Source organism: Singulisphaera chitinilytica (genome assembly GCF_049331405.1).
Classification (GTDB): domain Bacteria; phylum Planctomycetota; class Planctomycetia; order Isosphaerales; family Isosphaeraceae; genus PoT.
The window spans coordinates 5,848,161-5,861,913 of record NZ_CP186274.1 but is presented as its reverse complement, the minus strand read 5'-3'; the positions used below and the strand labels follow the sequence as shown (position 1 = coordinate 5,861,913).

At 67.7% G+C, this 13,753-nt stretch carries 9 protein-coding genes; 6 read left to right on the top strand and 3 right to left on the bottom strand.

The window, feature by feature from the left end; all coding sequences use genetic code 11:
- Nucleotides 1-296: 296 nt before the first annotated feature.
- From ACOYYX_RS23250 to ACOYYX_RS23240, 3 genes are all read right to left on the bottom strand, one after another.
- Nucleotides 297-1,034, bottom strand: coding sequence for an endonuclease III domain-containing protein (locus ACOYYX_RS23250; protein ID WP_422924160.1), 738 nt, complete (start codon nt 1,032-1,034; stop codon nt 297-299).
- A gap of 64 nt (nt 1,035-1,098) precedes the next feature.
- Complete coding sequence (locus ACOYYX_RS23245; RefSeq protein ID WP_422924158.1) at nt 1,099-3,582, bottom strand: M56 family metallopeptidase; 2,484 nt, start codon at nt 3,580-3,582, stop codon at nt 1,099-1,101.
- Nucleotides 3,579-4,037 carry a BlaI/MecI/CopY family transcriptional regulator gene (locus ACOYYX_RS23240; RefSeq protein WP_422924157.1) on the bottom strand — a complete coding sequence of 153 codons (459 nt, stop codon included), beginning with the start codon at nt 4,035-4,037 and terminating at the stop codon, nt 3,579-3,581. The genes ACOYYX_RS23245 and ACOYYX_RS23240 overlap by 4 nt, the downstream gene beginning before the upstream one ends.
- A 562-nt stretch (nt 4,038-4,599) precedes the next feature.
- On the opposite strand from ACOYYX_RS23240, the gene ACOYYX_RS23235 reads away from it, so the two are divergent.
- The 6 genes from ACOYYX_RS23235 (at nt 4,600) to ACOYYX_RS23210 (ending at nt 13,753) form a co-directional block, all read left to right on the top strand.
- A complete protein-coding gene (locus ACOYYX_RS23235; RefSeq protein WP_422924155.1) occupies nt 4,600-6,507 on the top strand; it encodes a hypothetical protein in 1,908 nt (635 codons plus the stop codon).
- Nucleotides 6,508-6,720: 213 nt separating this feature from the next.
- The gene (locus ACOYYX_RS23230) at nt 6,721-7,458 is read left to right on the top strand and encodes a hypothetical protein (protein WP_422924153.1); all 738 of its coding nucleotides are present in this window, start codon (nt 6,721-6,723) and stop codon (nt 7,456-7,458) included.
- 365 nt (nt 7,459-7,823) lie between these two features.
- A complete protein-coding gene (locus ACOYYX_RS23225; protein ID WP_422924151.1) occupies nt 7,824-10,241 on the top strand; it encodes an ArnT family glycosyltransferase in 2,418 nt (805 codons plus the stop codon).
- A 56-nt stretch (nt 10,242-10,297) separates the two neighbouring features.
- Nucleotides 10,298-11,347: a glycosyltransferase family 2 protein gene (locus ACOYYX_RS23220; RefSeq protein ID WP_422924149.1), complete on the top strand. Its 1,050-nt coding sequence runs from the start codon at nt 10,298-10,300 to the stop codon at nt 11,345-11,347.
- Entirely contained in the window at nt 11,325-12,872 is a 1,548-nt protein-coding gene (locus ACOYYX_RS23215) for an acyltransferase family protein (RefSeq protein ID WP_422924147.1), read from the top strand. Before ACOYYX_RS23220 ends, ACOYYX_RS23215 begins: the two co-directional genes overlap by 23 nt.
- A gap of 125 nt (nt 12,873-12,997) precedes the next feature.
- Entirely contained in the window at nt 12,998-13,753 is a 756-nt protein-coding gene (locus tag ACOYYX_RS23210; RefSeq protein ID WP_422924145.1) for a response regulator transcription factor, read from the top strand.

Here is a 13,753-nt window from a genome sequence, read left to right as displayed (position 1 = left end):
AGCCCCAGGCCCCGCTGCCGACGAACGCACCAGCCAACGCCCGGGGCAACGGATGGGGTGTATCCGCGTTTATCGTGGCCATTGATGCTTTCTCTCGTCGGCCTGGGATCGAGCGGGCTGGTTCGCCCGCCTAGCTTCGTCCTATGCCCGCGTGCGCGAGTCTGCACGACGCGGGGCCCCGACACAATTGCTCGCGACGTGCGAGGGCGTTCCGCCTCCGTTTCGCGCTTCGGAGAGCCGGTTTGCGGGGACGGTGGAAGATGGGGAGGTGGTGGCCTGCAGGATTCGAGACCGGCTTAGCGATGGGTCGTGACGTCGACGCGCCGACACATTTCGGCGACGGGGCAGGTGGAGCACTTGGGGAGTCGACCCGTGCAGATGTGTTTGCCGAACGGGACGAGCAGGCGGTTCAGTTCGATCCAGTAGCGCTTGGGGAGGTTTTCCTGGAGCGCCAGCATCGTCTTCTCGGGGGTCGAGGCCTGCACGAAGCCCCAGCGGTTGACGACGCGGTGGACGTGGATGTCGACCGAGATGCCCGGCCGGCCGCAGGCGATGCCGAGCGCGAGGTTGGCGCACTTCGGGCCCACGCCCCGGAACGAGAGCAGGAGTTCCTCGTCGCAGGGGAGCTGGCCGTCGTGCTCGGCGACGACCCGGCTGGCGATCTCCCGGATCTGGCCGGCCTTGGCTTCGTGGAACGTGCAGGTTCCGATCAGCCGGTCGATCTCGTCGGCCGATAGGTTCGCGACGGCCTCGGGGGTCTTCGCCTCGGCGAAGAGCCGACGCGCTGTGGGTAGGGTGACCTCGTCGAACGTCCGGATCGAGATGATGCAGGCGATGAGCTGCTCGAATGTGGAGTCGAACCCCTCGGCGGCCAGCTCGAAGAGGGCCGCCTTGGGGAATGGCTCCACCGCCTTGCGGATCCGGCGGATGGCCTCCGCGACGTCGAACTGTGACTCCGAAGAGGGCCGTTCTTCGAGGACGACCCCCTCGGGCGTGGCTTCGACCGATTCGATTGTTCGTTTTCGAGCGGCCATGTTGACACCTCACGTTAGCAGTTCCTTGGGATAAACCAGGATGCAAACGCGAGGCCGAGGCGCGTCACTCCTGCGTGGCCAGCTTCGGGACCTTCAGGGTGATGTCTTTGAACTCCCGGGCGTCCTCGGGGATGGTCACGATCTGGGCCGAGCCTTCTTTGAGGGCCTCCTCCTCTGCATGCCCGGACCCCCGGGCATGGAAGATGGTCTCGCCCGGCGGCAGCTTGATGTGGAACAGGCCTTGCTTATCGGTCGCGGTCGAGGAGATGGACGTGCTACTCCTGGGTCGGGCCGGGCCGTGGATCCCGATGACCACTCCCGCCACCGGCTCGCCCGTATCTTTGTTGACGACCTTGCCCTCGACGGCGACCGGCGGGATCAGGTCGATCGTGACCTCGGAGGTGACTCCGGAAGTCAGGGTCACATCCCTGGCGGCGCGGTATGTCCAGGCTTCTCCCAGGCCAGGACCCTTCACGAAGATGTTGATGGTGCCGTCGTAAAGGCCGTCGATGACGAACCGGCCTTCGGCGTCGGTCCTCACGGGTCGGCCTTTGAAGTTCTTATTCGGGACATGCGACTTCGTCGGGTTGCTTCCCTGATACTGGATTTCGAGGCCCGACACATTGGCGCCCGGCACCCTGGTCATGACCCGGCCCACGACCCTGGCGGCGGGGATGGCGACCAGCCGGGCACGCCCCTTCGGGTTGCCTTCGACGAATCCCACTTCCGTCATGCTGGCTGCGACCACTTCCTCGCTCGAGGTCTCCTCCCGGACCCGCATCTCGCCCCGGGTCGGATCCGTGACCCTGAGCTGGAACCAACGTTTGCCAGGGACTTCGGGGAAGGTGAAGTCTCCATTCGCATCGGTCTGTGACTCGATGATGCCCTGCAAGGGGCTATCCGTGAGGATATCTGCAGGTAGGTCTTCGTAAAAAGTCTCGACGGTATTGCCGGCTGCGGGGTTGTCTTTGTTCCTGGGATAGGCCCTGCAGATCGCCCTCATCTCCATCTGAATCTTCGCGCCCTGCAGGGGATTCCCGTCGGCGTCCATGAGCTTGCCCGAGAACGACGATGCCGGGCCGAGCTTCAACACGACTTCCTTCGGGGCCTCGGCGGGGACCCAGTCCGACCAGATCGTCGGCGACAGGCCAGCCTTGTGCGCGATGACATAGAGGGATTGGTCCCCCTGGGGAACGGGGTACGCGAAACGCCCCTCGCGATCCGTGCGGAAGGCCTGATGGTTGGGGAATCCCGTGTAGTTGATGCCCGCGACCACGTCGGCATCGGCGATCGGCTCGTTGTTCAAATTCAGGAGCTGGCCTTGGAGGATTCGCGCAGGAGCGGGAAGGGCCTGGGCTGCTGCCGGCTCGGATTTCGGGCTCTCCTTGGTCGCGGGCAGAGCAGGCTCGAGGGCCACCGCCCGGATCCCGAGGCCGCCGAGACCGAGGCCCAGCGCGATGGCGACGGCCCCCAGGGCGATCGAGGGCCTGCGCCGGGGGACGGCCATGGTGCTCGCGGCGTCGTCCTCGAGGAGCCGCTCGATCCTGGAGGCGAGCGTCCTGCGATCGAGGAAGGGGAGCCAGCCGGGGCGGAGCGAGGGGCCCGTGGGCGAGAGCCGGCCGGGGCGTCGCGCGAGGTCGACGAGCAGCCGGGCATAGGGGACCGGGTCGGAACCGAGGGCGACCGCCGCCTCGTCGCAGAGCAGCTCACGCTCGAGGTCGAGCCGCCCGAGCAGCCAGGCGACCAGCGGGTGGAAGAAGAGCGGGATCCGGGCGAGTTCCTGGACGAGCTTGGACCAGTCGTCGAGATTGGCGACGTGGGCGAGCTCGTGCAGGAGGCTGGCGCGTCGGCTGGCCGCGGGCCACTCGCCCCAGCCTTCGGGCACGAGGATGAACGGATGCCGACCCCCCAGCGTGACCGGCGAGCTGACCTTGGAATGCGTTGCCAGTGAGACGCGCCGGCGGACGTTCAGCGCCGTCCGGCAGTCGTTCAGGAGCCGTCGCGCGGAACCGTCGACTTCCATCGCGCCCCGCCTCAATCCGGCCACGAAGAGGAGGCCGCCGATCCATCGCACCAGCAGGACGAGGACCACCGATCCCCAGAGGGCCGAGGCCGCTACCGCCGCCCATCCCCGGAAGCCGAGGGCCGTCGAGGCCGCCGCGGCCTCCTTCTTCGGGATCGGCGCGACTTTCGCCGGGACGACTTGATGCGCGAGAGCAGGAGCATCTTGCGGGACTCGCGCCTGGGTCGTGGGCTCAGCCTTGATCCGGGGCAGGGGGTTCGTCGTCGGCTCGATGACGGAAGCTGCGGATTTGCTGGGAGGGCCGAACCAGGGGATCGGCAGGTTGCCCCAGCGCGGGGCGAGCGGGAGGAAGAGGCCCGTGGCCAGGACGAGGAGGCAGAGTCGGTGGCGAGTCGCGGCGCTACGGGGTGGCCAGAGCCGGAATCCGGCGGCCAGGAGGGCGATCAGGATCCCCCAGCGGAGGGACCATTCGGCCAGGAACATCAACCAGGGCACCGACAGGCGTTCCGCCAGATCCGTCGTCATGGCTTCTTCCTCCCGCGCTTGGGCGTCGGTTTGGGCAGAGATGTGGATTCGTCCGGTTCTTCGCTCCGATTCGGCGTGTTTTCCAGGGTCGAGAGGCGGTCCTCGATCGCGCGAAGCTCGTCGGGCGCGAGCTTCTCCGCGTCGACCAGGCCGAGGATCAACTGCTCGGCCGAGCCGTGGAAGAAGCGCGCGAGGAAGTCGGAGAGCAGGCTCCCCGTCGCCTCGCGCTGCGAGACGGTCGCGCGATACCTGTGGCTCAGGCCTTCCTTCTCGTGGGCCAGGAGCCCGGCCTTCTCCATGCTCTGGACCAGGCCCAGGGTCGTCGTGTACGGCTGCTCCTCGCCGCGAGGGAGGTGCTCCATCAGCCCCCGGACCGTCTGCGGGCCCTGCTCCCAGAGCACGCGCAGCACGGCAAATTGCCTCTCCGTGATCGCCAGTACCTTGCGTCCGGCCATTCGCGCCCTCCTCGGTCTGTCCTACACAAGATCACGTACGGATTGTTGCGTAGGTTGAGGTGCGTGTCAATGGCCGGATTCAAATATTCGCGTTAGAGGGGAGGTTGGACTACGAATGAATCTATGTGAAATTGAAAAGATGTGGATGCGATGATCTTCGTCATTTCGCCGGATCGCGGCCGATTCCCCTAAAGTGCTCGGGCTTGAGAAGGGGCCTTCCGCGCGAAGGTGTGCCGATCGGCGAAAGGTTGCGATTGACGGGAAATGGCCCGACCTTGCGGCCTGGCCCGCCCTCGGGAGGGGCCTTTGTATCGGCCCGGACGCGGCGAGGAGATGAGGGTTCCCCCGGATTTGGTTCGATTGGTGTACGCTCATATATTGGTGATGCGTCGTGTCATGGCGGTTAGTCCGACGGTGTCGTTTCTCCCCGCGGGGGATGCCCGGGTATGGCTCCGAAAACCTCAGACGGCCGCGAGGCGACTCCGATAAGACACCTGGGGCGACTTGGCGGCCACGCCGTCCTTCCTTTGTGGGTAGCCCCGCCCGACCGGAGCGGTTCCGCGTGCGGCACGATAACCCGACCGACACAACCTCCTGCCCATCGTCGGATCCCGACGTGCGGGCATCCTCCGCCACGCTCGCGTGGGGTTGGATGCTGGCCCTCGTGATCCTGATGGTCTCGACCAGCCTTGCGGTGGCCTCGGTCTCGCAATGGTTGGTTCCGCCCTATTTCCTGATGATGGTGTGGCTCCTCTACCCCGGGCGCAGCCCGCGCGAAACCGCGCCGGCGTGTTCCGAGGGTGAGGCGTCCGCCGAGGGATCAGCCACGCTCGAGCGACCCGAGCCGACCCCGGCCGAGATCGACCTACGATCTCCTCCCGGGGCGGACTTGCCGGTCCCGGCGATGGACACGGATCCCGAGGCCGTTCAGACGGAGAAGGCCCCCGAACCCGCCGCGGTGAAGACCGCCAAGCGAGGGAAGGGGCGAGGGCGGAAGGCCAAGGCGGCCGCGGTCATCGAACCGCCCGAAGGAGCCACCTGGATCCGGGTGGGACCCGGGAAGTTCGTCAGGGCCGATGGCCCGACGGCCGCCGAGTCGTCCCTCGCGACGACGGAAGCCGGTTCCGAGACCGAGCCGGCAACCTTGCCCATCGTGCCGACCTCGTCGGCCGATGACGTCCGAATCGAGTCGACCCCGACCTTCGACCTCCCCGTCGAAGTCGCCGAGTCGGTCGAGAGCCTCAACGAGGCGATCGACGCGCCCCCGGGAGCAACAATCGTCGAGGAGTCCATCGAGCCGGTCGAGAGCCTCAGCGTCAATTGCGAAGGCGTTGAAGCGATCGCCGACCCCTTGGAATTCACGGCCGTTGCCCCCGAAGGGCCCGTCGAGGACCTCAACGAGCTGGTCAACGCTCCCGAAGGTGATCTCAATCATGAGTTCTCCTCGTCGAGCGTGGGCGAGTTCAACGAGTCCGTCTACGACGAGGCAGGAGACCTTTCCGAGGTCTCCTCGCCGAGCGTGGACGAACTCGACGAGCCAGTCTATGACGACGCCGGAGATCTCTCCGAGGTCTCTGCGTCGAGGGTGGACGAGCTCAATGAACCCGCCCACGACGATGCGGACGATCTCAAGGAGGTCTCCCCTTCGAGCGTGGACGAGCTCATCGAGGCGAACGCCGAGCCGGCCTTCGACAACCCGGAAGGAGCGGAGTTCGAGGAGCCCGTTTCGTACGACCCGCCCGCGACGGCCTGGGACGAGGCTTCGGCCACGTACCAGTACGAGGAAGGCGGAGAGGCCGAGTTTGCCGACGACGTCGAAGAGACGGCGTACGTCGATCCGTCCCTCACCTTTGAGTCGCACCACGATGATCGCAGTGCTGCTGACGCCGCCCACGGGACGTGGTCGGCCTACGACCCTGGAGTCGAGACGCTCGAGGATGCTGGCGGCGCGGCCGATCCGGCGGACAACTTCCCCACGCCTTACGAGGCGGAGGCGGAGTCCCGAGACCTCGATGAGTACGATGAGGTTGCGTGGGATAAGGATAACGCATCCGAAGCCTACGCAGCCGAGTCCGACATCGAGGCCGAGGCCGACTCCAATGCCTTCGCCGGTGGGCTTGAGGAGGACCGGCAACAGCCGGACGTCCTGCCCGATCCAATGCCGTCCCTCCCTTCATCCGGCGCGTCTTCGTCATCCTGGCGAGGAGGCTGGTCGCACGACCTGGTCGCGGCGGTCCGTGCTCCGAGCGGCGCCTCGATGGGACGGTTCAACCGTCCCGGTCGACAGCAAGTCCGGGTTGCCCCGGGCTATCGTCGACACTCGAAGCGTAGCATGGGGCGAGCCAGGCAAGTTTGTCGCGCACTCCCTCCCCGCTCGCCTCCACGATCGGGCTCTGCCCCATCGACTCGAGGGGCGGCGGCCCGCCTCCGGCGTTGGCCTCGCCCCTCTGGTCGAACCTCCCCGCGATGATCCCGCCTGCCCCTCTCTCCCTTCCCGCCTCCTGAATCCCTCTCTCCTCCCTTCGCCTTCCCAATTCCATCGCCAACCACTCGATTGATGACCCGTCGATTCGGCCCGGGTCCTCATTCCCTGCGGCGTCAGGAGCCGTAGAATGAATCGGCCCGCGTAGGCGTGCCCTCGGGCGGCCTTGGACTCGACACCCCGGTTGGATTCCCCAGGACGATGAAACACGCGCTGATCATGCTGCTCGCGATGGCCTTCGCCGCGGAGTGCCACGCCTTGGGCCAGGAGAATCCGGAGAAGAAGCCGGAGGCCAGGAAGCCATTCGTGCCGACGGATCACTACGTCAAGAAGTCGGTGGAGGGCTGGGTTGTTTACGTTAACAAGGATTTGCTGGGGGGCCGGAAGGAGCTGGGAGACAGGGCGCTCCGACTCCTGGAGAACAAGCTGTTCGAGATCCGCCGCAGCGTCCCGCCCGCCGCGCTGGCGTCGCTGGTGAAGGTCCCGATCTGGCTCGGCGTCGACGACGGCCATGCCCCCTGCGCGGAGTATCATCCGAATCGCGAGTGGCTGATCGAGAACGGGTACAACCCGGACAAGGCCAAGGGGGTCGAGATCGGCAACGCCGAGAACTTCGTGCAATGGTCGCACGACCAGCCGTCCATGATCCTCCACGAACTGAGCCATGCCTACCACGACCAGGTGCTCGGGTTCCACCATCGCGGCGTCCAGGATGCCTTCCACAAGGCCGTCGCCTCGAAGGGTTATGAGTCGGTGCTCCGATGCAACGGCAGGATGGATCGCGCCTACGCGCTCTCGAATGAGCAAGAGTACTTCGCCGAGGCCTCCGAGGCCTATTTCGGCACGAACGACTTCTACCCGTTCGTCCGCGCCGAGCTGAAGAAGCACGACCCCGTCGGCTTCGAGACCCTGCATGAAGTCTGGGATATCCGCAAGTAACGGCGCTCTTCGTGGGTGGCTCGCGTATCAACCGTGAGCCGCCTGCGGATCTGCCAGGGGTGAGTTGAAGTACGGAATTGTTGTTTCATCATAGGTTTGATTTTTTCATGTCCTTGGATCTATAAATTTTCGGATTATCCTTAGTTTCCCCTCCCCCCGCTGTCCCGCCACACTTGACGGCCCCTCCACCTCGCCCATTGACAGTCCTTTGCGCTGACATCGAACCGCCCCGTTTACAATCCGGGAGTCGGTTGGGGTGGTCCACGCGACGTCCGTGCTGGCTCGATGCTGCGTCGGCACGGGCGTCGCGACCCCCTGAGGCGTCTCCGGGGCAAGTGACTTTTTGGGCGGGAGGCTAGGGGCTGATGCTCGACGTCGTTTCAGCGGAGGCGGCCGACACGTCGGTCGCGATCGAGCCGGGGGTGAGTCCGGCGGCGGAGTGGCGACGGGAGAAGCTCGTGCTGGGAGCGGTGCTCGCCCTCGCCGCCTGGCTCCGCCTCTGGCGGCTCGACCAGAACGGGCTCGGCAACCTGTACTATGCGGCGACCGTCCGGAGCATGCTCGCGAGCTGGAGCAACTTCTTCTTCGGCTCGCTCGACCCGCTCGGCATCGTGACCGTCGACAAGCCGCCGGTGGCCCTCTGGATCCAGGCCCTGAGCGCCAGGATCTTCGGCTACAACTCGCTGAGCCTCTTGATGCCGCAGGCCCTGATGGGCGTGGCCTCGGTCGCCCTGATCTACCACCTGGTCCGCCGCGTCTTCGGCGCGGGGGCCGGCTTGCTGGCCGCGCTGGTGCTGGCCGTCACGCCGATCTGCGTGGCGATCGACCGCGACAACCTGCCCGACACGGCGCTCGTGCTGGTCCTGCTCCTGGCGACCTGGGCGTTGAGCTCTGCGGCGGAGACCGGCCGCTTGGGGCGGCTCCTGCTGGCCGCCGCGCTCGTCGGGATCGGCTTCAACATCAAGATGCTCGCCGCGTTCGTGGTCCTGCCCACCTTCTATGCGGGCTATCTGCTCGCGTCCCCCACGACCTGGCGTACCAAGTTCATCCATCTCGCCTCGGCGACGGCCGTCCTCGTGGCCGTTTCCCTCTCCTGGCCGATCGCCGTCGAGCTGACCCCGAAATCCAAACGCCCCTACATCGGCGGGTCTACGAATAACTCGGCGCTCGGCCTCGCCCTCGGCTACAACGGCCTCGCCCGCGTCCTCGGCATGGGCGGTGGCTTCCCCGGCCCCGGCGGTCCTGGTGGCCCCGGCGGTTTCCCCGGGCCCGACGGCGCGGGCGACGCGAAGGCGAAGGCCAAGGACGACCCGAGCAAGACCGAGCCGACCGCCCTCGCCAAGGCGGACGATCCCGAACCCCCTGGGGTTGGGGCCGCTACGCCGCCTACCGGCGGTCCCGATAGTCCCGGCGGTCCTCCCGATGGTCCCGGGGGCAGGGGGTTTGGCGGGCGACGCGGAGGCCCTCCCGGCTTCGGCGGTCCTCCCGGGTTCCTGCGGTTCACGACGCGGGAGATGTCGGGGCTGATCATCTGGCTCATCCCGCTGGCGATCATCGGCACCCTGGCCGCCGCACTCCGCCAGAGGCGGGCGATCCCGATCGGGGCGGAAGGCCTGGCGATCTGGATCTGGGCCGGCTGGTTCGCCACCCACTGGGTCGTCTTCAGCTTCGCGCAAGGGATCTTTCATGAGTATTACACCACGGTGATGGGCCCCGCGATCGCCGCGATGGTCGGCATCGGGACCGTCGCCTTGTGGAAGGAGTCTCGCCTCGGGGGCTGGCGTTCCCTCCTGCTCCCCGCCACCCTGATCGCCACGGCGCTCGTGCAGGCGGCGATCATCCGGCACTATCCGGACTGGAAGCGTTGGCTCCTGCCGATCCTGGCGACGGGCATCGCCCTGAGCGTCGTGGGGCTCCTCGGCTCGCGTCGGCTGGCCTCCTGGCGGCGCTCGCTCGCCTGGGCGGAGCTGGCCGCGGGGGTCGGGCTCGCCACGATCCTGATCAGCCCGACCGCCTGGTCGATCACCACCGTCCTCGCCAAGGGGAACCCCGTCATGCCCACGGCCGGCCCCTCCCTCGTGGGGAGCCGGAGCGACCCGCAGCCGAACCCATTCCCGTTCCCGGGTGGCCCGGGTGGCCCCGGCGGTCCTCCGGGCGGTCCAGGTGGCCCCGGCGGTCCGGGAGGGCCGTTCGGCTCGAACCCGAAGGCGACCAAGAAGCTCGTGGACTTCCTCGTGGCGAACCGGCACGGCGAGGAGATCCTGGTGGCCGCGCCTGGGAGCATGGAAGTCTCCGGGATCATCGCCGAAGGCGAGACGGCCGTCTCCATCGGCGGATTCATGGGTATGGACCCGGCGCTCACGAAGGATGAGTTCGTCGCCAGAGTGAAGGACGGCCGGCTCCGGTTCTTCATGCTCGGCGGCCCCGGCCCCGGCGGCGGAGGCCCAGGTGGTCCCGGAGGACCCGGCGGCCCCGGCGGTGGCCCTGGTGGCCCCGGCATCGGAGGCCCCGGCGGGCCGGGTCGAGGCATGGGCAATGGCGAGATCATCGAATGGGTGCGCAAGAATGGCAAGGCCGTCGATGCCAAGCTCTGGAGGCTCGAGGAACCCGAGGAGCCTCGCAAGGACGACGCCGACAAGGACACCAAGACAAAAGTAACGGATGAGGCCAAGAAGGATGACGCCGGGGCCTCGGCGCGTGGATTCTTCCGCAGGATGAGAGGGATGACGCAGCTCTACGACTGCCGGCCGGAGCTGGGGATCGCCTCCCAGTCGGCCCCTTGATGTCGCGTGTCGACAAAGGTCCCGGAACTGGACATGGCCTTCGAGGAGTCGGTGCGATGCTGCTCTCCCTGGTGATCCCGATCTACAACGAGGAGGAGGCCCTCCCGAGCCTCCTCAAGGCACTCCGATCGGTCCTGGACGCGATGGGGTGCGACCACGAGATCGTCTTCGTGAACGACGGCAGCCGCGACGGCTCCGCCCGGATCCTGTCCGACCTCGCCGCGTCCGACCCTCGGGTCAAGGTGCTCGGCTTCAGCCGCAACTTCGGCCACCAGGCGGCGATCACCGCGGGGCTCGACTTCGCCTCGGGAGACGCCGTGGTCGTCATGGACGCCGACCTCCAGGATCCGCCCGAACTCCTCCCGCAGATGGTCTCGCTCTACGAGCAAGGCTATGACGTCGTCTCCGCCCAGCGCGTGGGGCGCGAGGGGGAAGGGCTGTTCAAGCGAGGCACCGCCGCCCTCTTCTACGGCCTGATGAAGCGCGCGGTCGACGAGCGGCTCCAGGCCCAGGTCGGCGACTTCCGCCTCTTCAGCAGGGGGGCCGTGGCCGCGCTCCGGGGCTTCCGCGAGCAGCATCGGTTCCTCCGGGGCCTGGTCGCCTGGCTCGGCCTGAAGGAGGCGATCGTCCCCTTCCGGCGCCCGGCTCGCATCGCCGGCACGACCAAGTACCCCGCCTGGAAGATGATGAAGTTCGCCTGGACGGCCATCTCGTCCTTCTCGGCGCTCCCGCTGAAGCTGAGCCTCTTCGCGGGCTTCCTGATGACGATGGTCGGGGTCGCCTACTCGATCTACGTCCTGTACGAGACCTTCGTGCTGCGGACGACGGTGCGGGGCTGGAGCTCGATCGTCTGCCTCCAGATCCTCTTCTCGGGCGCGACCCTGACGGCGGTCGGGCTCGTGGGCGACTACGTGGCGAGGATCTACGAGGAGTCGAAGGGCCGCCCGCTCTACGTCCTGGCCGATCTCCTGAACATGGCCCCCGTCGTCACGCCCCCGACGCGGAGTGTGGTGATCGCGGCACGTCCCCAGGCTCAGGGTCAGCTCGAGTCGATTCCCGTCAGCGAGCGGAAGGAGGCCCAACTTGTCGGCGAACCGATCTGCTGAAGTCCCAAGTGCCTCGGCCTTCGATGCCGTGCCCGTCGCCTCGAATCGGTTCCACGCCCTCGACAGCGCACGCGCCACGGCGATGCTCCTGGGGGTCTTCTACCACTCGATCCTCTTCGCGGGCTTCGCCGGCGGGGGCCCTCCCGGGGGCGGCCCCGGCGGTCCCGGAGGCGGGGGCGGCCCCGACCCTTCGCGGCTGGTCGGCGACTGGCTGCACAGCTTCCGGATGCCCCTCTTCTTCCTGATCTCCGGCTTCTTTTGCCGGATGATGCTCGACAAGTACGGCATGCGCAACTACTTCCGGCGCAGGTGGGCTCGGATCGGCGTCCCCTTGCTCGTGGGGATGTTCACGTTCTGCCCGCTCTACATCCTCACGCGAGATCTGACCTCGCGTGGGGGAGGCCCCGGGCCCGGCCCCGGCTCGATGCGGGCGCCGGGTCCCGGGGGCCCTCCTCCCGGGATGCCCCCCGGCATGCAGGCGATGACGCGTCCGCCCCAGGGGATCGTGCCCCCCCCGCTCGAGCCGTTCGACAAGAACCACGACGGCGAGCTCAGCGATCAGGAGTGGGAGGAAGCCACCAGGGAACTGGGCGGCCCCCCCGGGCGCGGACCCCGACCGGGGCCGGGCGGGTTCCGGCCCGGGGGCCCGCCCGGGCCATTCGGCGGGGGCGAGAACGCCCTGGCCGGCAAGGTCTTCGGCTCCTCGGCGCGTTACTTCGAGCTCCACCACCTCTGGTTCCTCTGGTACCTCCTGGTCTTCGCCACCGTCGGCCCCTGGGTCGCGAACGGATTCTCGCTCGTCTTCTCGAGGGGCTCAGCCGACGCCCGGATCCGGACGCTCACGCGATGGGGCCTGGCCCCGTTCGCCCTGGCCTTGCTGGGGACGCCCGCGCTCCTGATGACCTCGAGCCCGTTCGGGTGGTACCTCGGCCTGGCGCCTGCCATCTTCCGGGGGTTCCCCGACTTCCTGCTGCACTTCGACTGGGACATGGCCTTCTACTTCGTCTATTTCCTGGCGGGGTGGCTCCTGCATCGGGAGCGTGAGGTCCTGCCGAGCCTCGCGCAGACCTGGCTGCTCGACCTGCTGCTCGGCCTGGTCGCGTTCGCGGTGGCCACCGTCCTCAGCACCAGGTACGCGAGGACCCCGGCCGCCCCCAACTACGGGCTCATCCGGGTCGGGGCCTATGCCATCTACTGCCTGGGCTCGTCCCTGACCGCCTTCGCCTTCCTGGGCGTCTTCCTCCGCTACCTCGACTGGCCGAGCCGGACCTGGCGCTACCTGGCCGACACGGCTCTGTGGGTCTACCTGATCCACCAGCCCCTGGTCCTCATCGGCCTGGCCCTGGTGCGTCCGCTCAAGCTCAACTGGTGGATGCAGCCGTTGCTCGTCACAACCCTGAGCGCGGGGGCCGCGCTCCTGCTCTACGAGGCCCTCGTGCGGCATACTCCGCTGGTCTGGCTCTTCGGGCCGACGATCGCCCGCAAGAAGAAGCAGGAGCCGGCGGGGGTCGCCGTGGAGGTCTGACCTCAAGGGGCGCCGATCCGGTTGGCACCCGGCCCGGGGCCCGTTAAGCTCGAAGAGATCGGCAGACGAGGAAGAGTCGGGGTGCCCTCATCCGTATCCATGTCTTCCCCTTGGGCGTGCGACCAATGGAAAACGTCATGAACTCGGGCGAGTCGGCGACCTCGACGGCCGCCCCCTCGCTCTCGATCCTGCTGGTCGATGACGACACCGAGCTCTGCACGGCGATGCGCGAATACTTCGCGCGGCGGCAGATCAAGCTCGAGACCGTGGACGACGGCCGCCGGGGCCTGGCGAGGACCCTGAGCGGCGAGCACGACCTCGTGCTGCTCGACGTCATGATGCCCGGCCTGGACGGGTTCGAGCTGCTCAGGCTGGCGCGCCGGCAGAGCCAGGTCCCGATCATCATGCTGACGGCGAGGACCCGACAGGTCGACCGGGTCGCCGGGCTCGACGCCGGCGCCGACGACTACCTGCCCAAGCCGTTCGGCCCCGAGGAGCTCCTCGCCAGGATCCGTGCCGTGCTGCGGAGGACGTCGCAGGTCCCCAAGACGGTCGAGGTCTTCGACGTCAACGGGATCAGGCTCGTCCCCTCGGCCCGCGAGGTTCGCTGCGACGGCATGCCCGCCACCGTCACCTCGATCGAGTTCGACATCCTCGAGCTCCTGATCCGATCCGCCGGCCGGATCGTGACCCGGGACGAGCTGACGGCCGCGCTCTATCACCGCCGGGCTTCCCCCACCGATCGGGCGATCGACATGCACGTCTGCAACCTGCGCAAGAAGCTCGGCCAGAGTGGCGGCCTCATCGCCACGGTGAGGGGGGCGGGCTACCTCTTCCGCATCGACCCGGACGAGGGCGGGGGCGGGGGCGGGGATTCCTAG